Annotated in this window: 27 protein-coding genes; 7 read left to right on the top strand and 20 right to left on the bottom strand. The window is 68.9% G+C overall.

Going from position 1 to position 20,139, the window contains the following annotated elements:
- The first annotated feature begins 89 nt into the window (after positions 1-89).
- Both NKJ07_RS03370 and NKJ07_RS03375 read left to right on the top strand, forming a co-directional pair.
- Positions 90-1,502, top strand: a complete 1,413-nt coding sequence (locus NKJ07_RS03370) for a selenium-binding protein SBP56-related protein (RefSeq protein ID WP_318569183.1) — start codon at positions 90-92, stop codon at positions 1,500-1,502.
- Complete coding sequence (locus NKJ07_RS03375) at positions 1,503-1,844, top strand: 2Fe-2S iron-sulfur cluster-binding protein (protein ID WP_318569184.1); 342 nt, start codon at positions 1,503-1,505, stop codon at positions 1,842-1,844.
- A gap of 6 nt (positions 1,845-1,850) precedes the next feature.
- Here NKJ07_RS03375 and NKJ07_RS03380 read toward each other — a convergent pair whose 3' ends face one another.
- The gene (locus tag NKJ07_RS03380) at positions 1,851-2,354 is read right to left on the bottom strand and encodes an ester cyclase (RefSeq protein ID WP_318569185.1); all 504 of its coding nucleotides are present in this window, start codon (positions 2,352-2,354) and stop codon (positions 1,851-1,853) included.
- 140 nt (positions 2,355-2,494) lie between these two features.
- On the opposite strand from NKJ07_RS03380, the gene tuf reads away from it, so the two are divergent.
- Together tuf and NKJ07_RS03390 are read left to right on the top strand one after the other, a co-directional pair.
- Entirely contained in the window at positions 2,495-3,760 is a 1,266-nt protein-coding gene (tuf, locus tag NKJ07_RS03385; protein ID WP_318569186.1) for a translation elongation factor EF-1 subunit alpha, read from the top strand.
- Positions 3,757-4,791 carry a CapA family protein gene (locus NKJ07_RS03390; RefSeq protein ID WP_318569187.1) on the top strand — a complete coding sequence of 345 codons (1,035 nt, stop codon included), beginning with the start codon at positions 3,757-3,759 and terminating at the stop codon, positions 4,789-4,791. The genes tuf and NKJ07_RS03390 overlap by 4 nt, the downstream gene beginning before the upstream one ends.
- A 23-nt stretch (positions 4,792-4,814) precedes the next feature.
- Here the strand turns inward: NKJ07_RS03390 and NKJ07_RS03395 are convergent, their stop codons facing one another.
- The 10 genes from NKJ07_RS03395 to NKJ07_RS03440 form a co-directional block, all read right to left on the bottom strand.
- A complete protein-coding gene (locus NKJ07_RS03395; protein WP_318569188.1) occupies positions 4,815-5,240 on the bottom strand; it encodes a dCTP deaminase/dUTPase family protein in 426 nt (141 codons plus the stop codon).
- A 46-nt stretch (positions 5,241-5,286) separates the two neighbouring features.
- Entirely contained in the window at positions 5,287-5,625 is a 339-nt protein-coding gene (locus tag NKJ07_RS03400; RefSeq protein ID WP_318569189.1) for a hypothetical protein, read from the bottom strand.
- 7 nt (positions 5,626-5,632) lie between these two features.
- Positions 5,633-6,715 carry a methionine synthase gene (locus NKJ07_RS03405; protein WP_318569190.1) on the bottom strand — a complete coding sequence of 361 codons (1,083 nt, stop codon included), beginning with the start codon at positions 6,713-6,715 and terminating at the stop codon, positions 5,633-5,635.
- Complete coding sequence (locus NKJ07_RS03410; RefSeq protein ID WP_318569191.1) at positions 6,712-7,713, bottom strand: 5-methyltetrahydropteroyltriglutamate--homocysteine methyltransferase; 1,002 nt, start codon at positions 7,711-7,713, stop codon at positions 6,712-6,714. The genes NKJ07_RS03405 and NKJ07_RS03410 overlap by 4 nt, the downstream gene beginning before the upstream one ends.
- A 61-nt stretch (positions 7,714-7,774) precedes the next feature.
- A complete protein-coding gene (locus tag NKJ07_RS03415; protein ID WP_318569192.1) occupies positions 7,775-8,395 on the bottom strand; it encodes a HemK2/MTQ2 family protein methyltransferase in 621 nt (206 codons plus the stop codon).
- Positions 8,392-9,561 carry a mechanosensitive ion channel family protein gene (locus NKJ07_RS03420; protein WP_318569193.1) on the bottom strand — a complete coding sequence of 390 codons (1,170 nt, stop codon included), beginning with the start codon at positions 9,559-9,561 and terminating at the stop codon, positions 8,392-8,394. Before NKJ07_RS03420 ends, NKJ07_RS03415 begins: the two co-directional genes overlap by 4 nt.
- Positions 9,561-10,403, bottom strand: a complete 843-nt coding sequence (locus NKJ07_RS03425) for a 16S ribosomal RNA methyltransferase A (protein ID WP_318569194.1) — start codon at positions 10,401-10,403, stop codon at positions 9,561-9,563. Before NKJ07_RS03425 ends, NKJ07_RS03420 begins: the two co-directional genes overlap by 1 nt.
- Before the next feature lie 49 nt (positions 10,404-10,452).
- Positions 10,453-11,061: a DUF655 domain-containing protein gene (locus NKJ07_RS03430; protein ID WP_318569195.1), complete on the bottom strand. Its 609-nt coding sequence runs from the start codon at positions 11,059-11,061 to the stop codon at positions 10,453-10,455.
- Positions 11,062-11,230: 169 nt separating this feature from the next.
- A complete protein-coding gene (locus tag NKJ07_RS03435; RefSeq protein WP_318569196.1) occupies positions 11,231-11,587 on the bottom strand; it encodes an RNA polymerase Rpb4 family protein in 357 nt (118 codons plus the stop codon).
- Entirely contained in the window at positions 11,588-11,878 is a 291-nt protein-coding gene (locus NKJ07_RS03440) for a 50S ribosomal protein L21e (protein ID WP_318569197.1), read from the bottom strand. It lies immediately after the preceding gene.
- A 205-nt stretch (positions 11,879-12,083) separates the two neighbouring features.
- Here NKJ07_RS03440 and NKJ07_RS03445 point away from each other — a divergent pair, with 205 nt between their 5' ends.
- Entirely contained in the window at positions 12,084-12,374 is a 291-nt protein-coding gene (locus NKJ07_RS03445; RefSeq protein WP_318569198.1) for a hypothetical protein, read from the top strand.
- An 82-nt stretch (positions 12,375-12,456) separates the two neighbouring features.
- Here NKJ07_RS03445 and NKJ07_RS03450 read toward each other — a convergent pair whose 3' ends face one another.
- The 6 genes from NKJ07_RS03450 to NKJ07_RS03475 all read right to left on the bottom strand — a co-directional run bounded on the left by NKJ07_RS03450 (position 12,457) and on the right by NKJ07_RS03475 (position 16,397).
- Positions 12,457-12,723: an elongation factor 1-beta gene (locus NKJ07_RS03450; protein WP_318569199.1), complete on the bottom strand. Its 267-nt coding sequence runs from the start codon at positions 12,721-12,723 to the stop codon at positions 12,457-12,459.
- A 7-nt stretch (positions 12,724-12,730) separates the two neighbouring features.
- The gene (locus NKJ07_RS03455) at positions 12,731-12,916 is read right to left on the bottom strand and encodes an HVO_2753 family zinc finger protein (protein ID WP_318569200.1); all 186 of its coding nucleotides are present in this window, start codon (positions 12,914-12,916) and stop codon (positions 12,731-12,733) included.
- Between the two features lie 58 nt (positions 12,917-12,974).
- Positions 12,975-14,195: a tripartite tricarboxylate transporter permease gene (locus NKJ07_RS03460; RefSeq protein WP_318569201.1), complete on the bottom strand. Its 1,221-nt coding sequence runs from the start codon at positions 14,193-14,195 to the stop codon at positions 12,975-12,977.
- A 164-nt stretch (positions 14,196-14,359) separates the two neighbouring features.
- The gene (gene rpl12p, locus NKJ07_RS03465; protein ID WP_318569202.1) at positions 14,360-14,695 is read right to left on the bottom strand and encodes a 50S ribosomal protein P1; all 336 of its coding nucleotides are present in this window, start codon (positions 14,693-14,695) and stop codon (positions 14,360-14,362) included.
- Positions 14,696-14,713: 18 nt separating this feature from the next.
- Positions 14,714-15,757 (bottom strand): 50S ribosomal protein L10, encoded by a 1,044-nt coding sequence (locus tag NKJ07_RS03470; protein ID WP_318569203.1) that lies wholly within the window; start codon positions 15,755-15,757, stop codon positions 14,714-14,716.
- A 1-nt stretch (position 15,758) separates the two neighbouring features.
- Positions 15,759-16,397 carry a 50S ribosomal protein L1 gene (locus tag NKJ07_RS03475; protein ID WP_318569204.1) on the bottom strand — a complete coding sequence of 213 codons (639 nt, stop codon included), beginning with the start codon at positions 16,395-16,397 and terminating at the stop codon, positions 15,759-15,761.
- Positions 16,398-16,634: 237 nt separating this feature from the next.
- On the opposite strand from NKJ07_RS03475, the gene NKJ07_RS03480 reads away from it, so the two are divergent.
- A complete protein-coding gene (locus NKJ07_RS03480) occupies positions 16,635-16,940 on the top strand; it encodes a MazG-like family protein (protein ID WP_318569205.1) in 306 nt (101 codons plus the stop codon).
- A gap of 58 nt (positions 16,941-16,998) precedes the next feature.
- Entirely contained in the window at positions 16,999-17,787 is a 789-nt protein-coding gene (locus NKJ07_RS03485) for an inositol monophosphatase family protein (RefSeq protein WP_318569206.1), read from the top strand.
- A 69-nt stretch (positions 17,788-17,856) separates the two neighbouring features.
- Here NKJ07_RS03485 and NKJ07_RS03490 read toward each other — a convergent pair whose 3' ends face one another.
- From NKJ07_RS03490 to NKJ07_RS03500, 3 genes are all read right to left on the bottom strand, one after another.
- Entirely contained in the window at positions 17,857-18,345 is a 489-nt protein-coding gene (locus NKJ07_RS03490; protein WP_318569207.1) for a 50S ribosomal protein L11, read from the bottom strand.
- Positions 18,346-18,433: 88 nt separating this feature from the next.
- Positions 18,434-18,739, bottom strand: coding sequence for a PadR family transcriptional regulator (locus NKJ07_RS03495; RefSeq protein WP_318569208.1), 306 nt, complete (start codon positions 18,737-18,739; stop codon positions 18,434-18,436).
- Between the two features lie 294 nt (positions 18,740-19,033).
- Positions 19,034-20,098, bottom strand: a complete 1,065-nt coding sequence (locus tag NKJ07_RS03500; RefSeq protein ID WP_318569209.1) for a M20/M25/M40 family metallo-hydrolase — start codon at positions 20,096-20,098, stop codon at positions 19,034-19,036.
- Between the last annotated feature and the right edge of the window lie 41 nt (positions 20,099-20,139).

The raw sequence follows: 20,139 nt of genomic DNA on the forward strand, positions 1-20,139 counted from the left end.
GGCCGTCGTTGCACGCGACTAATTTACATGGTCGTAAATTATGTATAATCACCGAAACATGTTTGCTACTCTCTCGCAGATACATTGGTATGAGTGACGCTGAGACACCCGACAGCGACACGCACAGCCACGCCGACCACGCCGATCACGAACACGGCGTCTCTGGTCCCGGCTACACGACGCCGGCGGCGATGCGGACCGAGTCGGGGCGGGAGCAGACGGCGTTCGTGATGGGACTCAGGGTCGGGATGGACGTCGACGGGCCGGACTTCGTGGGTGTCGTCGACGTCGACCCCGACTCGCCGACGTACGCCGAACTGATCGACACGGTCGAGATGCCGAACAAGGGCGACGAACTCCACCACTTCGGCTGGAACGCCTGTTCGTCGTCCTGTCACGCGGAGGGGATGGCTCGAGACCACCTCATCGTTCCGGGACAACGATCCTCGCGCATCCACATCCTCGACGCGTCCGATCCCCGGGAGCTGTCGATCGAGAAGGTGATCGAGCCCGAGGAGGTCTTCGAGCACGACCTCTCGGCACCGCACACCGTCCACTGCGTCCCCGGTGGGAAAATCGTCATCTCGATGCTCGGGAACAGCGACGGCGAACTCCCGGGCGGGTTCCTCCAACTCGACCAGGAGGACTTCTCGATCGACGGCCACTGGGAGACCGACCTGGGGGAGATGGAGATGAACTACGACTACTGGTACCAGCCGCGGCACAACGTCATGATCTCCTCGGAGTGGGCCGCGCCGAAGACGTACTACCCCGGGTTCGACCTCGACGACGTCGAGGCGGGCAAGTACGGCGACAGCATCCACATCTGGAACTGGGAGACGCGCGAACACGAGGCGACGCTGACGTTCGGCGAGGAGGGACTCATCCCGCTGGAGGTCCGGATGAGCCACAACCCAGAGGAGACCCAGGGGTACGTCGGAGCCGCGCTCTCCTCGAACGTCATCCGCTTCTTCGAAGAGGAGGGCGGGTGGGACTGGGAGGTCGTCATCGACCTCGACAGTCGGGACCACCCCGACTGGGACATGCCCGTGCCGCCGCTCATCACCGATCTGCTCGTCTCGCTGGACGACCAGTACCTCTTTTTCGCCAACTGGCTCCACGGCGACGTGCGGATGTACGACGTCTCCGACAGCGCCAACCCGCGCCTCGTGGACCGCGTGTGGGCCGGCGGCAACTTCGGGGACCGCCAGGAGGTCGCCGGCCACGAGATCCACGGGGCCCCGCAGATGCTCCAGCTCTCTCGCGACGGGAAGCGACTCTACTGGACCACGTCGCTGTTCTCGTCGTGGGACAACCAGTTCTACCCCGAGATCGGCGAGCACGGATCGCTGATGCTGAAGGCCGACGTCTACCCCGACGAGGGGCGCATGGAGCTCGACGAGGAGTTCGTCGTCGACTTCGGCGACGCGCCCGGCGGCCCCGCCCGCGCCCACGAGATCCGGTGGCCCGGCGGCGACTGTACGAGCGACGTCTGGCAGTGAATGCTGGGCCAGGACGGAGGCGGGGAGACGCACGCGGTCTCGCTCCGCTGGCGCGACGGCCGCGAGGAGAGCCTCTCGGTCGGCCCGGACGAGACCGTTGTCGACGCCGCGGGAGCCGCCGGGGTCGGCCTCCCCTACGGCTGTCTGTACGGGGCGTGCGGCACCTGTACCGGAAAACTGCTCAGTGGCGACGTCGAACACGCGGCCGAGCCGCGCGCGCTGAAACCCCGTCACCGCGACGTCGGCTACGTGCTCCTCTGTCTCGCCGAGCCGCGTTCGGCCTGCCGGATCGAGGTGGGCGCACGCGTCCAGGCCGACCTCGTCCCGAACCCGTGGAAGTGAGCCGTCTCAGCGCCGCCGCCCGCCGACCCACGCCCGGAACCGGCTCCGAAGCAGGCCCCAGAGCCCCCGCAGCGTCGGTGGCACGAGCCCGAGTTGTTCGCCGACGCCCAGCCGGTCCGTGAGCACCCACTGTTCGGCGATCCGCCCGTCGGCGAGCCGGAACACGTAGACCGCGGGGATGGAGAACGAGCGCCCGGTCGGGACGAGGCTCCTTCGACGCCGCGTCGGCGTCCCGCTCGCGGTCGCGTGCACGGTCACGACCTCGTCGCCCTCGAACAGTTCCTCGATCGTGAGCGTGTAGTCCGGAACTGCCTCGCGGAGCCGGGACAGCTCCTTGACGGTCAGCGTCCGCCCGCTCCGTTCGATGTCCGCGCCCAACTGGTGGACCCGGAGGTCGTCGTGGGTGAGTTCGGTGGCGACCGCCACGTCACCGCCGCTGAGGAACTCCTCGACGTATCGCCGGACGATCCGCGCGTTCTCGGACTCCGTGGGATGCGGTTCGGCCGCCATACCGGGCGGTACGCGACGCAGGGTGATAACGCCTGACCTGGACGGACGGTCGAACGGACGTGACGTTCGGCCCGATCGAGGCACTCTCGACAGATATTTGATAATCACGAAAGAACACTACAATAGGGGAGAGGAACGACATGAGCGACAAACCGCACCAGAACCTGGCCATCATCGGCCACGTCGACCACGGGAAGAGCACGCTCGTCGGCCGGCTCCTGTTCGAGACTGGCTCGGTGCCGGACCACGTCATCGAACAGCACAGGAACGAAGCCGAGGAGAAGGGCAAGGGCGGATTCGAGTTCGCCTACGTGATGGACAACCTCGCCGAGGAGCGCGAGCGGGGGCTGACGATCGACATCGCCCACCAGGAGTTCGACACCGACGCGTACTACTTCACCATCGTCGACTGTCCGGGCCACCGTGACTTCGTGAAGAACATGATCACGGGTGCCTCGCAGGCCGACAACGCCGTGCTCGTCGTCGCCGCCGACGACGGCGTCGCGCCGCAGACCCGCGAGCACGTCTTCCTCGCACGCACGCTGGGGATCAACGAGCTCATCATCGGCGTCAACAAGATGGACAAGGTGGCGTACGACGAGTCGCGCTACCGCGCGGTCGTCGACGAGGTGAAGAAGCTCCTGGGACAGGTCCGCTTTGCGACCGAGGACGCGAGCTTCGTCCCAATCTCGGCGTTCGAGGGCGACAACGTCGCCGAGCCCTCCGACGCGATGCCCTGGTGGGAGGGTCGGACGCTCCTCGAAGCGCTGAACGAACTGCCGGAGCCGGAGCCGCCGACGGACGCGCCGCTCCGACTCCCGATCCAGGACGTCTACTCCATCTCCGGCATCGGCACCGTCCCCGTCGGCCGGGTCGAGACCGGCCGGATGCGCCCCGGTGACGACGTCTCTTTTCAGCCCTCGGACGTGGGCGGTGAGGTGAAGACAATCGAGATGCACCACGAGGAGGTTCCGGAAGCGAAGCCGGGCGACAATGTCGGCTTCAACGTCCGCGGCGTCGGCAGCGACGACGTCCGCCGCGGCGACGTCTGCGGCCCCGCCGCCGATCCACCGACGGTCGCCGAGACGTTCACCGCACAGATCGTCGTGATGCAACACCCCTCCGTGATAACCGCGGGCTACACGCCGGTGTTCCACGCCCACACCGCGCAGGTCGCCGGCACCTTCGAGTCGCTCGACCGGAAGATCGACCCAGCGAGCGGCGAGGTTCAGCAGGACGAGCCCGAGTACCTGGAGGCGGGCGACGCCGCGGTCGTCACCATCCGCCCGCAGAAGCCGCTCGCGATCGAGCGCTCCTCGGAGATCCCCGAGCTCGGGAGCTTCGCCGTCCGTGACATGGGCCAGACGGTCGCCGCGGGGCGGGTCCTCGAGATCACGGAACGGTGACGCGCGTCAGGGTCGGCTTCACGGGCGACGTGATGTTCGGGCGCAACGTGGACCGCCGCCAGCGCCGTCGGCCCGTCGACGCGGTGTGGGGTGATCTGCTCGGTCGGCTCCGACGGCTCGACGGACTGGTGATCAACCTCGAGTGCGCCCTGTCGACGCGCGGGAGCGAGTGGACCGAGACATCCCGCCCGTTTCACTTCCGTGCCGATCCCGACTGGGCCGTGCCCGCGCTCGACCGCGCCGGCGTCGACTGCTGTACGCTCGCCAACAACCACGTCCTCGACTACGGCGACGTCGCCCTCGACGACACGCTCGACGCGCTCGACGCCGGCGGCTTCGCACACGCGGGGGCCGGCCGCGACGTCGACGCGGCCGCACGACCGGCGACGTTCGAGGTGGGCGGGCTCGACGTGACCGTCGTCTCGCTCACCGACAACACGCCCGAGTACGCCGCGACCACCGAGAATGCGGGGACGGCGTACGTCGAACTCGACGCCGACCCCGAAACCGAGACCGAGACGGGGGGCGTGCCCGGCGTCGCCGCCGGGAGCCGGCCGACCGTAGAGCGGGTGCTCGCGGCCGCGCGGGCCACGGAGCCCGACCTGCTCGTCGCGTCACTCCACCTCGGGCCGAACATGGTCGAGCGGCCCTCGCGGGCCGAAGAGCGGTTCGCCCGGTGGCTCGTCGACGGGGGCGTCGACGTCGTCCACGGCCACAGCGCCCACGTGTTCAACGGCGTCGCGGTGCGAGACGGGAGCGTCCTGTTGTACGACACGGGCGACTTCGTCGACGACTACGCCGTCGACGCGACGCTCCGGAACGACCGTTCGTTCCTCTTCGTGGTGACCGTCGACGCCGGCGTCCCGCGCGAACTCCGCCTGGTCCCGGTCCGGATCAGCGACTGTGCGGTCCACGAGGCGATGGGGAGGGACGCGCGGTGGTGCCGGCGGACGATGCGCGAGCGGTCCGAGCGGTACGGAACGACGTTTCGGCGCGCGGGTGAGGCGCTCGTCCTCGCGCTCGACGGGTGAGGCGGGCCGGCGTCGACGCCGGGTCAGTCCAGGGAGACGAGCGTCGACACCCGCGCGTTCTCCTTGAGGTGGACGCCCGCAGCCGGCACGGTAAGGGGCACCCGTGGGAGGTCGGCGACGCGGAGCGTCGGATGCGAGACGCCGCGCTCGACGAGTTCGACCCGCGGCTGGAGCTGTGCGAGCGCGTTCCCCGACAGCGACTCGTTGTACCCGAGGAGGTACGTCCCGCCGCCGAGTCGCCACCAGCCGTAGTCGTCGTCCGGGTCGCGCTTCGTGGGTTCGAGCGCGCTCGTCGTCGCGTCGGTGAGTTCGCCGCCGCCGAAGTCGACCTGGGCGGGGCCCGCGACGGCGTGGACGGACGCGACCGTGAGGTCGACGCCCGCGTCGTGAAGCTGGGTCCCGCGGTGGACGAGGTGCTCGATTCGCTCCGCGAGGTCGTCGGGAGACATACGCGGACGTGTCACTGCGAGTTCAAAAAGGGCACGACGGGGCGGGCTACACGCGACCGAACGGGCTCTCCGTGACGAAGACGAGCCCGACCGCCGGAGCGCTCCGGACGATCGCCTGCGCGCGCGCCTCGTCGACCACGCGCTCGCGGGACGTGTACGTCTCGCCGCGGCGCTCGATCTCGATGAGTCGCTCGTCCCAGCGGACGAACACCGTGCTCCCACGGGTCGCACACCGGAGGCAGACGGTGGGGTCGGCCTGGACGGCGCGGAGCCACGTCCGGAGGCGGTCGTCACCGACCGCGTCGGCGAGCCGCTCGAGCGACGGGGCGAGCGTCACGTCGCTCGCCGCCCGGACGGCGTCGTCGAGGGAGCGCCCGTCGTCCATCTCCGCTCTACGCCGTCGGCAGCGGGTTCGCGAGGTCGATCTCGCCGGCGTCGAGTTCGGCCTCGATCTCGCGGGTCGCGGTCACCATGTTCCGCATCTTGCCGTAGGCGACGTCACGCGGGAGGAGCTTCAGCCCGCAGTCGGGCGAGACGGTGAGCTTCTCCGGCGGGACGACTTTCAGGCCCTGCCGAATGTTCCGCTTGATCTCCTCGACCGGTTCGACCTCGGCGGTATGGGCGTCGACGACGCCGAGCGCGAGGTCGGGCTCGAACGCGGGGTCGGTGAACACGTCGATCTGCTCGAACCCGCCGTTGCAGAGTTCGACGTCGAACTCGTCGATGGGGAAGTCGTTGACCTCGGGGTAGATGCGCGAGTAGTCGCCGTAACAGACGTGGAGGCCGATGCGGACCTCCTCGTCGATATCCGCGACGATCCGATCCAGGCACTCGCCGACGATGGCGTGGTCGTCGGGCGTCGTCGCCAGCGCGGGCTCGTCGATCTGGATGTACCGAGCCCCGGCGTCGACCAGTTTCTCGACCTCGCGGTTGACGAGGTCGGCGAGGTCGTACGCGAGTTCTGCTTCCGAGGGGTACGCCTCGTTGAAAGACCAGCTCGCCAGGGTGTACGGCCCCGTGATGGGCATCTTCACCGGCCTGGAGGCGGCGTCATGTGTGAACTCGAACTCGTCGACCAGCCACGGCTCGTCGTACTCGACCTCCTCGACGACCGAGGGCTTGTCGAAGTAGTTGTGACCCCACACCTTCACCGGCCCGTGGAACTCGTAGCCGTCGATGCGGTGGGCGAAGAACTCCACCATCTCGTTGCGGCGCATCTCGCCGTCGACGACGGTGTCGAGGCCGGCGCGTTCGTGTTCGTCGACGATGACGCGGCAGGCGTCGTCGTGGGCCTCGTGGAGGTGTTCGTCGGTGAACTTCGATTCGGGGTCCTCGGCGAGGTCGGCGGCACGGTTGAGCCATTTCGGCTTCGGGTACGACCCCACGACGGACGTGAGAATGAAGTGGTCGGACCCGTGACCCTCGGGGCGGAACTGCTCGCGGGTGTCGACGCCGGCCGTCCGGTGTCCGGTCATGCTTCGACCTCCTCGGCGGCGGCCGCCGCGGCCAGCGTCCCCAGCTTCTCGCGGTACTTCGAGACGGGCAGGTAGAACAGCTCGGCGTTCGACGTCAGATACACCGTGTCGAACTCCTGGGCGGGAACCTGCTCGGTGAACCAGTCGACGCGCTCGCGGACGGTCTCGGGCGATTCGACCCGCGTGTTCTGCCCGTCGACCAGCCCGAGCGCCACGTCCGACGTCGTGCCGTACTCGGTCACGTTGTAGATCGTCTCCTCGCGGTCGCCCGCGACGAGGTCGAAGCCGAGCGCTTCCACGCTCGAATCCATCAGGTGGGCGTACGTCTTCTCGTCGACGGCACCCCAGTAGGTGTGGACAACCACGTCGGCGTCGGTCTCGGCGGCGACCTGCGAGATGGCCTCCGGCACGCGTTCGTCGAGGTCCGCACCGGGCGGCGACTCGACGAGCGAGGGTTCGAGCAGGAACAGGGTCTCGTGGTCGGGGAACGCCTCGACCTCGCCCGCGAGAAAGTCCGTGACGCCGGCGAGGAGCTCTTCGTCGCTCCCGTAGTGCTCGTCGGTCGCGAGATCGGCCAGCGAGTACGGTCCCGGCAGGACGGCCTGGAGCGGCTCGTCGGTCAGGTCGGCGGCCGCTTCGAGCTCCGCCGCGACGTCACCGGAGAAGTCGAGGTCACCCCTGATCTGGGGGTCGCGGTAGAAGTTGTTGTTGTCGTAGTACCGCACGATCCCGCCCGTCTCGACGCTGTCGTGGACGGTCAGCGGGTGCGCGAGCATGTCGTCCCAGCGCAGCTGTCCCTCGACGACGCGGTCCAACCCCGCCTCGTGCTGGTGCTCGATGGCCTCGCTCCGGGCGCGGTCGTACGCCGCTACGATCTCCTCCCCTTCGTCGCCGCCGATGAGGTCACCTTTCTGGTGCCCCTTCAGGTCGGACAGTCCCTCCTTCGCCCAGTCGGGCAGTGGGAACAGCCCTGGTGTCGTCGCTACGAGTTCAGTCATCACCGATCCTTTGAAATGCCGACGCTTAATATTTGCTAAACCAAAATATTACCAGAGGTGATTAGTCGCGGTCGGAGCGGAGCCGGACGACGGTGAGCGTCTCGAACGGGTACGACTCCTCGACCGCTTTCTCCGCCGAGAAGCCGCGGGCGCGGGCGCGGTCGAGCACAGCCTCGTAGCCCGCGAGGCTACTGACGAGCAACAACACGAAGCCGTCGGGCGACAGGACGCGTCCGACGGTGTCGAGAAACGGATCGATGACCGCTCGGCCCGACTCTCCACCCGACAGCGCCCGCTCCATCCAGTCGTCCCACTCGTTGTCGGGGTCGGTCGGGAGGTACGGCGGGTTGAACAGGACGACGTCGAACGTGGCGTCGGCGAACGGCGAGACGAGGTCGGCCGCGACGACGTCGAACCCGCCTTCTCCCTCGGATTCAAGCGCCCGGGCACGCGAGCGCGCCTGCCGGCAGGCGTGGGGGTTCAGGTCCGCGGCGACCACCTCGGCGGTCGTCTCCGCCGCGATCCGTTCGGCGACCCACCCCGAGCCAGTGCCGACCTCCAGCGTCCGATCCGTGGCCGAAACGGCGTCGACCGCGGCCCGCGCGAGCAACGCCGAGTCCTCGGCGGGTTGGTACACCGACGTCTCGACGCCGCGGCGCGCCGCGAGGTCGTCGCGGCTCACGAGCCGTCACCCCCGCCGTCCTCGTCGGGTCGACTCCGACCGCCGTCAGGTTCGGCCGTCGCGGACTCGGGGTCACCCGTGAGCCGCTGTCCCTCCGAGAGCAGGAGGCCGCCGGTCTCCTCGCGGCCCATGACCTCGCGCTGGGGGAAGGGGATCTTCACGCCCTCGCGCTCGAACGCCTCCTTGACCGCGCCCACGACGGCCGTCCGCGTGCGCCACTTCCGCCGGGCGCTGGGGTTGTCGATCCACACGCGGACCCCGAGCATGATCGCGGAGTCGGCGAACTCCTTGACGACGACCTGCGGCGTCGGCACCCGCAAGACGGCGTCGAGTCCCCGCACGGCGTCGCGGGCGAGTTCCGCCGCGTGCCTGGGATCGGCGTCGTAGTCGATGCCGACGTCCACCTCGATCCGCAACCGCCCTTTCCGCGAGCGGTTGACGACGCTCTCGGCGGAGACGACGTCGTTCGGCACCATGACGTACTCGCCGTCGAACGTCTGCATCCGGGTGGTGACGATGGTGATTTCGGTGACGATCCCCTCGTGATCGCCGATCTCGACCCAGTCGCCGATTTCGAACGGGCGGGAGAACATGAGGACGAAGCCGGCCAGGAGCGCGCCGAGCGTCTGCCGGGCCGCGAGCCCGACGACGATCCCGAGAAAGCCCGCGCCGACGAGCAGGCCGCCGAGGTTGACGCCCCACAGCCCGAGGATGATCGAGAGGGCGACGACGTAGATCGACACCTGCGAGAGGCGGTAGAGGATCTCGCGCTGGTGTTCGCTGATGGCGTGGCGACTGTCCGTGAGCTCGCGGGTCACCCGGCCCACGAGGTCGGTCGTCCCGTACGCGGTCGCGAGGATGATCATCGCGAGGACGCCGTTGACGACGGTCTCCGGGCCGAGACTGTACGACTCGATGACGTCGACGAGCGGGCCCGTGAGCCCCCACACGGCGATGACGACCAGCCCGCCGGCTGCGGTCACGAGGACGCTCGCCGCCGAGAGCCCGAAGTGCCGGAGCGTCCGCGGCACCGTGTCGGTGTCGTGGTCGTGGAGCCGCTCGACCGCGCGCCACGTCGCCAGCACGACCGCGAGCGTCACGAGCGTCACGAGCGCCTTCCCAGTGAGCGAGGGGACGAGCGCGTCGAGCCCGCCGAGCTGGAGCATCAGCGGTGGTCGGCGGCGAGCGCGGTCAGTTCGGCGAACTCGCCGGGACGGAGGTCGCCGGGGCGTTTCGCTAACAGCTCCTCGGGGGCGCGCTCGACGACTGCCGACCCGTCTGCGACGCCCGAGATGTGTGTCGTGTTCCGGATCGCGTTGCGGACGGTCTTCCGTCGCTGGGTGAACAACGCCTTCACGAAGTCGAGGAAGAAGGCCTCGTCGTCGACGGCGTAGTCCGGCGCTCGGGGGGTGGTCCGGACCACGGCGCTCTCGACCGCGGGTGCGGGGTCGAACGCCTCTTTCGGTACTCGTTCGACGACCTCGACGTCGGCGTAGTGCTGTGCGCCGACCGAGAGTCGACCGTACTCGCTCGTCCCCGCCTCGGCGGCCATCCGTTCGGCGAACTCCAACTGGAAGGTCAAGACGAGCGGCCGCTCGGTCGGGAGGAGCCGAAAGGTGACCTCCGAGGAGATTCCGTAGGGTAAGTTCGAGACGCACGCCGAGAAGTCGGGGAGATCGACCGCGAGCGCGTCGCCCTCGACGACCGATAGCCGGCCGTCCTCGACGTCGGCCGAGAACTCCTCGCGGAGGAACGCGGCGAGCCCGGCGTCCCGTTCGACGACCGTCACCCGCTCGGCCACGGCGAGCAGTCGGTCGGTGAGCGCGCCGGTTCCGCCGCCGATCTCCAGCAGGTGGCTCCGGTCCGCGGAGTCGGGCAGGTAGCCGGGGATCCGATCGAGCACCCGGTCGTCGACGAGGAAGTGCTGGTCGCGGTCGGGGTTGCCGCTGACGCCCGCCCGACGCATGAGGCGGTCGGGGTCGCGGTGACCGGTCGCGTCCGTATCCATTACCCCCGGTTTGCGGCCGAGCGAGCTAAAACCCTGTCGTTCACCCCGCTCACTCCTCGCGCCGGACGAACGCCTTGTACTTGAGGTCGTCGTCGCGGAGTTCGGACATGATCCGTTCGGCGAGGATGTCCTTCGGGTTGTGAAGCCCCGAGATCCTGTCTTCGAGGTCCGCGAAGCTCTCGAACGGGCCACGCTTTCGCTGGTCGAGGATGTTGTTCCGGAGCTTCTTGCCGATCCCCGGCAGGAGGTTCAGCTGGTGGAGGCGGATGGTGATCGGCTGGGCGTCGTTGTAGAAGTCGACGAAGCGTGACTCGTGTTCGGTGAGGATCTCGTCGACGACGTACTCGAGCTCCGACAGCGCGGTGTTCGAGAGGGCGTCGTAGTCGATGTCACGGACCTCTTCGACGCTCTCGCGCTCAGCGGACGGCTCGACGACGACGCGGTCGCCGATGCTCACGTCGCTGTCGTCGCCGAGCCGGAGTTCGACCAGCCGGAAGTCCTGCTCGCCGAGGCCGTACGCCAGGGGTGACTTCTTGTACCGGGGGCGGTCGTCATCGGCACGGCCGTGCGGGAGAACGTCGAGAACGACGGCGAAGCTCGGGGTTGTCTCCTCCGTCTCGCTGGTGCCGCTAGCGTCGCCGCTCTCGCTCGTGGTCATACTGGGTTATACGCTGACAGATGATTTAAAAGGTAGGCACCGATCCGGGAGCCGAACCCCGCGGCGGCGCGGACTCGGCGACGGAAGGGGGCGGCTCAGATGGGAACGGGGGATGGTGAGACGGGACGCCGACCCGACGGTGCGGAGGTGCGGAGGTACGGCGGCACGCTCAGGCGTACTTGGCGACGACGTTGAGGATCTCGTCGAGTTCGTCGCCGGAGAGGGCGTACCGCTGCTGGGCGTACACCGCCCGGAGTTCGTCCCGCGACTGCGGGAGCAGGTCGGCGATCTTGAACGCGGTCTTCTCGTCGACCGTCTCCAGTTCGACGAGTTCCTCGGCGAGCGCGCGCGACTCCTCGGGGTCGAGGAAGGCAAAGCGGTTGACGTGTTCGATCGCGCGGGCCAGTTCGTACCGGACCTCTCGCTCCTCGTCGGCCGCGCGTTCGGCCTCGACCTCCTCGAGGAGCGCCTTCACCTCCGAGGTCGTCAGGTACTCCTCCCCGAGTTTTTCCTTGAAGATCGTCATCTACTGCTGGGCGCGAAGGTGTGCAGGGCGGGTGATGAGGGTCTTCTCTTTCCCGCCGTCCGTGATCGTCACCTTGAACGAGCGGCCCTGTTTCCCGACGACCTCACCCGTGTGCCCGTTGAACCGCGGGTGGAAACGGCCCTTCCGCACGCTGGGGTCGATCTTCAGGTGGACCTTCTGTCCGACGTCGTACTCCTGAATGGCGCGCTGCGGCGGCGACGTCCCACGCTCTCGGGGTTTGTTCTTCAGCTTGTTCCGCGTCCCCTTCATTGGACCGTTGGAACTCGGCATAGTCGTGCGACTCAGTACTTGGGACGCGGTTATAAAACGCACGTTCCCGTCCGCGCGCGTCACGCCGACACATAGTCTGTGACGTGGACGGCTCTCGGGCCGTCCCCTCCGTCGGTGATCGCCCTCGGAGCCGAACACTGCGGTCGTTCCCGCTCGGTGCGGATCGTGGCAAAGCATATCAGCCTGCGAAGGCGAATGCGTTCGTATGAGCCAGGAGGTCACCGCGGCGACGGACGTCTCGCGTTCGGCGGAGCCGGAGACACGAATGGAGGCGGCGGAGTCGGAGGCGCTCGCCCCCGACACGCCCGTGGAGGGCGTCGACGCAGGCCCCGGCGCGAGCGAGGGCGGCTTCGCGGTCCGGTTCGGGAGCGGCTTCGCGGCCGGGATGCTTCTCGGTGGACTCGTCGGGGTGGCGCTCAACTCCCTCGCCCTGGCGATGTTCGCCGGGTTCATCCTCGGCAGCCTCGTCGGCGTCGTCTTCGCGGCGCGAGCGTGACGGGCACGGACGGCAAAAGCGGCGGACGGCGCGGGCGCTCGTGAGCGCTCGCGGTCGATCAAAAGGGTGAGCGGACGGACAGTCAGATCCGGCCGACGTTCTCGACGGAGACGCTCTCGACGCCCTCGACGCCGCTGAACGACTCCTCGACGACCTCGGTCCCGCCGGCGTCGTCGGGGACGATGACCGTCGGGAGGAGCGCGACGAGGCCGAACGCGACGTCGTCGCGCTCGAAGCCGTTGATCCGCGCCCCCTCGGGCAGGGACTCCTCGAGGCGCTCTTGGAGCGCGTCGAGGTCGATCTCTGGGCTGTTCGGCATGACCTTGATCTTGGCGGCGACTTTTCCCATGGTAGTGTCAGGGACCGGTGAACCCGCAGTCGGGGCACTCGTAGAGGTTGCTCTGCTTGCGGCACTTCGCACAGCGGGAGATCTCGTGGCCACAGTCCGGGCAGTCGAACGTCGCGGCACTCATGCCGGCGATGTTGATGCCACAGGACACGCACTGTCGCACGTGTCGCCGGTCTGTCTCGCTCTCGCTCATACTTCCACGAACCCGGGCGTGACGTTTAACGGTTGTCTTTCGGCGCATGGCTCGGGGATCACCCGACGACGAGCGGGACCGCGAGCACGCCCATGAGATGCACCCGTCGCACGCCCAGCCTGACGGGGAGGAGGCCGACCAGCCCCGCGACGACGAGGACGGCGACGCCGGCAAGGCCCGCGAAGAACGCCGACAGGAGGCCGAGCAGGCCGCAGGCGACCAGACTCGTCGCCCGTGGGTCGAGCCGTCCCACCGCCCGGAGGTACCGGTCGCCGAGAGTCGGGACGAGCACCCCGGCCCCGACCCCGGCGGTCACGGTGACCGCCAGCAACGTCGGGAGCGGTGGGGTCCCGATCTCGCCGAGCGCGACCGTCACGCCGGTCCGCGGAGCGTCGAGCGCGACCAGCGAGAACAGCGCAAACACCGCCGTCGCGGTGTTGGCCCCGCTCGTCGCCACGAGATACGCGCGATCGGGGTCTCCTCCGCCCGCGATCGGGAGCGAGAGCGTCGCGGCGACGCCGGCGGAGACGCCCGGCACGTAGCCGACCATCCCGCCGCCGGCGACCCCGGCGAGCGCGGCGCGGGCGATGTCCCGCGGCGGCGTGGCGATCGTCGTGTCGCCCTGTGACGGGACGCCGCCGCCACGGGCGGCGTCGACGAGCACCGGGATCCCGAACAGCCCGGCGAACAGCGGGGTGAGCACCCCGCCGACGGCCACCACGCCACCGAACGGGCGGTCGAGCGTGACGACGCCGAGGAGCCCCGAGAGACAGACGAGAAAGGCGGCCGCGGCGATCCGTCCGGGTCGCCGCTCGGCGACGACGAGCGTCGCGAAGACGACCACGAGCACGAGCGGGAGCGCGGCGTAGAGGTCGGACTGGCCGCGACGGACGAGCGCCGTCAGCGGGACCGCCACTGGGACGGCGACGAGGAGCGCGCCGCCGCTCCCCAGCGCCGACAGCCTGAGCGCCTCCCGGCCGCGCCCGCCGAGGACGAGTCGGTGCCCCGGAAGCGACCCCGCGGCCATCGCTGCGTCCGGGACCCCCAGCGCGAGCGCGGGGACGACGTCGAGGAACGTGTGCGTGATCCCCGCGGCGAGCACCGCGACGGCGACCGCGACCGGCGGCCCGGGGACGCCGGCGGCGACCGCGACGAGCACAAGCGCGAAGTTGTTCGCGTGGAGCCCCGGCACGAGCCCCGAGAGCGTGCCCAGTCCCACGCCGGCGACGGTGAACGCGACGAGCGTCAGCGTGTGCGGGGCGACGAGCGTCGGGTCCATCCCCCCGAGGTGGCCGCGGTATCGAATATAAATTCACAGCCGGGCCGACTCGCCGGTCCGTCGCCTCGCTGGCGCGGTCGAGCGACGGGACACGCGCCGCTCCGGAGTTGTCCCGAAAGAAAGTCGCAGGTGGTCGCGGGCGACGCTGGAACGCGTCGTCCGATTCAGCCGAAGAGTTCGCCGAGGCCCTCGCCGCCGGCGTCGTCGTCCTCGTCCTCTTCTTCTTCCTCGGCGGCCTCGGCCTCTTCGGCCTCCTCTTCCTCGTCGTCGTCGTCGTCGTCGCCACCGGCACCGCCGGCGGCACCACCGGCCGCGGCGGGCGCGGCGGCGGCCGTCTCGATGGCGTCCTCGATGTCGACGTCCTCCAGCGCGGCGACGAGCGCCTTGACGCGGGACTGCTCGACGTCGACGCCCGCGGCTTCGAGCACGGCCGTGATGTTGTCTTCGTTGATCTCTTCGCCCGACTCGTTCAGGATGAGTGCTGCGTAAACGTATTCCATTGGTTGTCTCCAGTTGTGTTATCCGAACATCGCACCGAGGCCGTCCGCGCCGTCATCGTCGTCGTCTTCCTCGTCGACGTCGGTGTCGGCGTCGGCGTCTGCCTCGCTGTCGGTGTCTTCCGTGGCTTCTTCCTCAGTCGATTCGTCGGTGGACGCGGGTGCGGCGTCGGCCACACCGCGCAGTTCCTCCGGGAGCGCCTCCTCGTCGTCGACCAGCGCCGCGAGCGACCGCAGCTGGGCGTCGGCCCGACGGATCAGGTCCGGCATGAGTTCCTCGTCCTCGATGGCGGCCTGGAGGCCGACGGACTTGGCCTCGCCGGCGGCCTTCGCCAAGAGCGTCCCTGCCGTCCGAGCGGTCGGGTACGCGGCGTTGACCGAGAGGTTGCGGCCGGCGGCGGCGGCGGACTCGATGTCCGCGCGGTACTCGTCGACGTCGATGGCGAGCTCGTCTGGCTCGAACAGCACGCCCTCCGAGAAGACGGCGCGCAGGTCCAGGCCGACCTCCTTGGGCTCGATGCCGAGCTCCGAGAGCACGTTCGCCAGCTCCGCGGAGACGACCTCTCCTTCCTCCAAGACGGTCGAGTCCTCGGTCACCTTGATCGAGCCGTCCATGATGCGCGCCGAGGCGCCCACCTGCTGGAGTTCGCCGACGAACGGCCCCGGATCGACGCCCGTGTCACCCTCGGGGATGACGACGTCGTTCGGGGCGACTTCACCGGCGTTGATCGGTGCGGGCGTCTTCGACGCCTCCAGCTCCTTGAACAGCCCGAACGGGTTGTCGTCCGTCCCGATGAGCGCGACCTCGCCAGCGACGTACTCGCCGAGTTCCTCGAAGCCGTCGTCGACTTCGTCGAGCGCACGCTCCATCAGCGTGTTCCGGCTCATCCGCACGGCCGCCTTGCCGTGCAGGTCGCGGCGCATGTTCTGGAGCTGTCGCGAGGGGATCCCCGTCACGCGGACGACACCCACCGACTGGTAGGTGTCGACGAAGTCGACCAGTTCGTCGACCTCCGCGCGCTTCCACTGCGGGATGGTCTCGGTCTTTCGTGCGTCGGAACTCATCTCAGGCGCGCACCTCCACGGACGGCCCCATCGTCGTCTTGACGTAGATGCCGTCGATGTTGAGGGGGCCTTTCTCGAGGTTCGCTTCGAGCCGCCGGATGATGACGTCGATGTTCTCCGCGATCTCGTCGGCGGACATGTCCTGTGCACCCACGCGGGTGTGGAACGTCCGGCGGTCACGAGATCGCAGTTGGACCGTGTTCTTCATCCGGTTGACGGTCTCGACGACGTCGTCGTCGGGCTGCAGCGGCGTCGGCATCTTGCCGCGCGGCCCGAGGACGGTCCCGAGATAGCGCCCGATATCTTGCATCATCGACGCCTCGGCAACGAAGAAGTCCGTTTCGTTGGCGAGGTCCTTCGCGGCGTCAGTGTCGTCACCGAGGTCTTCGAGGTCGTCCCCCGAGAGCACCTCGTCGGCGACGTCTTCAGCGCGCAGCGCCGTCTCGCCGGACGCGAACACCACAATTTTGGTGTCCTGTCCGGTCCCGGCAGGGAGGACGACGCTCTCGTCGACGCGGTTCGCTGGATCGTTTAAGTCAAGATCGCGCAGGTTGATGGCGAGGTCAACCGTCTCGCGGAAGTTGCGAGGCGGAGCCTCGTCGAGTGCGCGTGAGACTGCTTCGACTATCGTATCTGCCATTATTCACCTCCGTAGTACGCAGGATCTGCTCCTACGGGTCAGTGACACAGGCGATGCCTGTCTCATCGGAAAGTGGACGATGCCGGACTTAAACCCGTCGAAGCGAGAGCGTGCGAAAAAGCCGAATTCGGACGGTTCGAGGCGTGATACCGATCCACAGGGGCAGCGTGGCTCCGCTTCGGTCGCGTGTGAGTCCAAGTCCGCCACGCTTTTTCATCCGTCCGGCGATCCCGAGCCATGGACGAACAACGACGGGTGGCCGCGTTCGTCGACCGACACGGACTGGAGACACCACCCGAGTTCAGACTGCTGGATCTCACGTCCGAACTCGGGGAACTGGCGAAGAACGCGACCGAGTCGACCGGCTACGGCGACGATCCCGGCGGACTGACGCTCGAATCCGACGAGGTCGGCGACGCACTCTTCGCGCTGCTCGCACTCGCCGAGTCGGTCGACGTCGACGCGGGCGAGGCGCTCGACGAGGCGCTCTCGAAGTACGACGCCCGGCTGTCCGAAAAGGAGACCCCCGCCTCCGGGGAGTGACGACGCGAGCGAAGCGAGCGACCGTACCTTCTTTTCACGGCCGCGGAAACGACTGGCCATGGCCACGACCGACAGCGACGATATCGGGGAGATCGAGACCGTCGCCCGGGCGGCCGTCCTGGCGGGCGGTGCGGAGCTCCGTCGACGGTTCCGTGCCGGCGACGAAGATGGGGAGTACGGCTCCTACGACGTGAAAGCCGCCGCCGACGAGGCTGCCGAGGCGCGGATGCTCCCTGTCATCCGACGTGCGTTCCCCGACCACGCCGTGTTCGCCGAGGAAGCCGGCGAGTTCGCCGGCACCGGACCCTACCGCTGGATCATCGATCCCCTCGACGGGACGAACGACTTCGCCACCGGACTCCCAACGTTCGCCGCCTCGGTGGCCGTGCTCCGGGAGGGCACGCCGGCACTGGCGGTCGTCCACCAGCCCGCGACGGACGAGACCTACCTCGCTCGCCGCGGCTCGGGCGTTCGCTACCAGGGTCGACGCGTGAGTGCCGACACCGACCGGGACGTCGAGACCGCGACGGTGGCGACCATCGTCGGCCGCGACGTGCCCCGTGATCCCGACCTCGCTCGGGAGGCCGACGACATCCGGGGAGCGGTGGATGACCTCGTCAAACGCGTCATCAGTAGCTGGGCACCGACCGTTCACTCGGGGCTGTTCGCCCGGGGTCGGCTCCAGGGGGTCGTCCAGTTCCACCCCGACGAGGAGGAGCAGGCCGTCACAGAACTGCTCGCGCGGGAGGCGGGAGCGGTCGTCCGGCGCGACGGCCCGCGCTCCGTCGCCGCGAGCGACGAGGAGACGCTGGCGGCGCTGTGGGACGCGGTCGATCCCGCGCGGTAGTCAGACAGCCGTCGCTTCCGCGGCGAACACACCGAAAACTCGCTCCGCTCGCGCTCGAGCGTTCGTCGCCTACGCTTCTGCTTCGGCGACGAACATCTCGTCGTACTCGCCGCCGTCGAGCCGTTCCTTGAACTCGCGGGGGTTGTTGCCCTCGATCGTGACGCCGAGGGAGGTACAGGTTCCAACGACCTCCTTCGCGGCGTTCTTGAGGTCGTACGAGAGCAGGTCAGACTGCTTCTGCTTCGCGATCTTCTTCACCTGATCGACGGAGAGGTCGGCGACGAACTCCTTCTGGGGCTCGCCGGAGCCCGTGTCGAAGCCGGCCTCGTCCTTGATCAGCGCTGCCGTCGGCGGCACGCCGACTTCGATGGTGAAAGAGCCGTCGTCGTCGTACTCGACGGTGACGGGGACCTCCATCCCGTCGAAGGCGGCGGTCTGGTCGTTGATCTCGCTCACGACGTCCTGAACGTTGACGGGCGTCGGCCCCAGCTCGGGACCGAGCGGCGGGCCAGGATTGGCCTCGCCGCCGGGAACGAGCACTTCGATAGTTCCGGCCATGTCTACTCGGACCCGCCAGCGACCTTTAACGGTTTTCTTTCCCGTCGCCCCCGTGTGAGCCCGAAACAGGGGGATTGCGACGGGTGCGTCACTCCCCGCTCTCTTCGTCCGGCGTCCCCCTGCCCTCGATCTGTGATTCCACCCACGCGTGGTGATCGAGCAACCGCCGTCGTCCCGCCTCGGTGAGCGCGTACCGGTCCGCGAGGCCGTCCTGCGCGCGAGAGAGGAAGCCACCGTCGACGAGTGCCGCCAGCGCACCGTGGAACGTCTTCGGCTTGATTCGGTCGTCGTAGTGTCGTTCGAGCGCCGCCTTCGCCTGTTGGCCGGTCGGGTCGTCGAGTCCGGCAACGATGACGCAGATGTCGCGCCGGAGTCCGCTCTGGAGCCACCGCATGCCGGGGGGTTCCGCACCGTGAGTCAAAGGTGTGGCTGTCCGCGTTCGTCGGGCGAACTGAGCCGCCGAGGCCTGCCGGTCGGTGAGCGGGCTCTGCCTCGTTTGCACCTCACGCTGGGAACGGAGTACGGCACACGGGCGCGGTGAGCGGCCTCCCCCTCGCCAGCCGTCGGCTCGAAGCGGCTCCGCCGCTCCGGGGACGTAGCTTCACCGCCCTGACGATCGTCTCGCCGCCTTCTCCACCCCGGAACCGGTCGCCGTCTGTGCCGAACAGCCCACGCCGCGGCGGCGCGGTCAGATCCTCACGGAGAAGTCGTCGTACTCGCCGGCGGCGTCGGCCACCTCGGCCAACAGCGCGACCGTCGCGTCGAGGTCGTCGGTGTCGACCACCTCGACGGGCGTGTGCATGTAGCGGTTCGGGATCCCCACGTTCACGGCCGGGATCCCCGACCGCGAGGTGTAGAAGGCGTCGGCGTCTGTCCCGGTCCGGACGCCGGTCGCCTGCAACTGGGCGTCGACGCCGGCCGCGTCGGCGGCGTCGCACAACAGGTCGACGAGCACCGGATGGTTAGTGCTCCCTCGGGAGACGACCGGCCCGCAGCCGAGCTCCACCGGCCCGCTTCGGTCGCCCGACACCGCTGGCGTGTCGGTCGCGTGGGTGACGTCGAGCGCCACGACGGCGTCGGGGTCGAGGTCGTAGCCGACCATCCGCGCCCCCTGCAGGCCGACCTCCTCCTGAACGGTCGAGATGGCGTAGACGGTCGCGTCGACGCCCGAATCGGCCGCCAGGCGGAGTCCTTCGGCGGCCACCCAGACGCCGACGCGGTTGTCGATGCCGCGGGCCGAAAGCCGCGTGCCCTGGAGGGCCTGCAGTCCGCTGGAGAAGGTCACGGGGTCGCCGATCCGGACCAGCGACCGGGCCTCCTCGGCGTCCGTCGCGCCCACGTCGACGAACTGCGCTTCGAGGTCGTCGTACGTCTCGTCGTCGCGCTCGCGGAGGTGGATCGCCGCCTGCCCGACGACGCCCGGAACCGGGCCCTCGTCCGCGTGGATCGTCACGTGCTGCCCCTTCGAGACGGTCCGGTCGGCACCGCCGATGGGGCCGATCCGGAGGAAGCCGTCGTCGGTAACGTCGCGCACGATGAAGCCGATCTCGTCGACGTGACCGCTGAAGGCGATCTCGGGACCGGCGCCGTCGCCGTCGACGACCGCGACGGCGTTGCCGTAGGCGTCCGTCCACACGTCGTCGGCGATCCCCGAGACGTAGTCGAGCCAGACCCGCTGGCCCCGGCTCTCGAACCCCGACGGGCTGTGGGTAGTCAGGAGTTCGTCGAGGAACCCCCGTGGCGTGGCGTCCATGGACGCTACCGGTGGACGGCCCCCGAATAAGCGTTGCCCTC

This window comes from Salinigranum marinum, from assembly GCF_024228675.1.
GTDB lineage: Archaea > Halobacteriota > Halobacteria > Halobacteriales > Haloferacaceae > Salinigranum > Salinigranum marinum.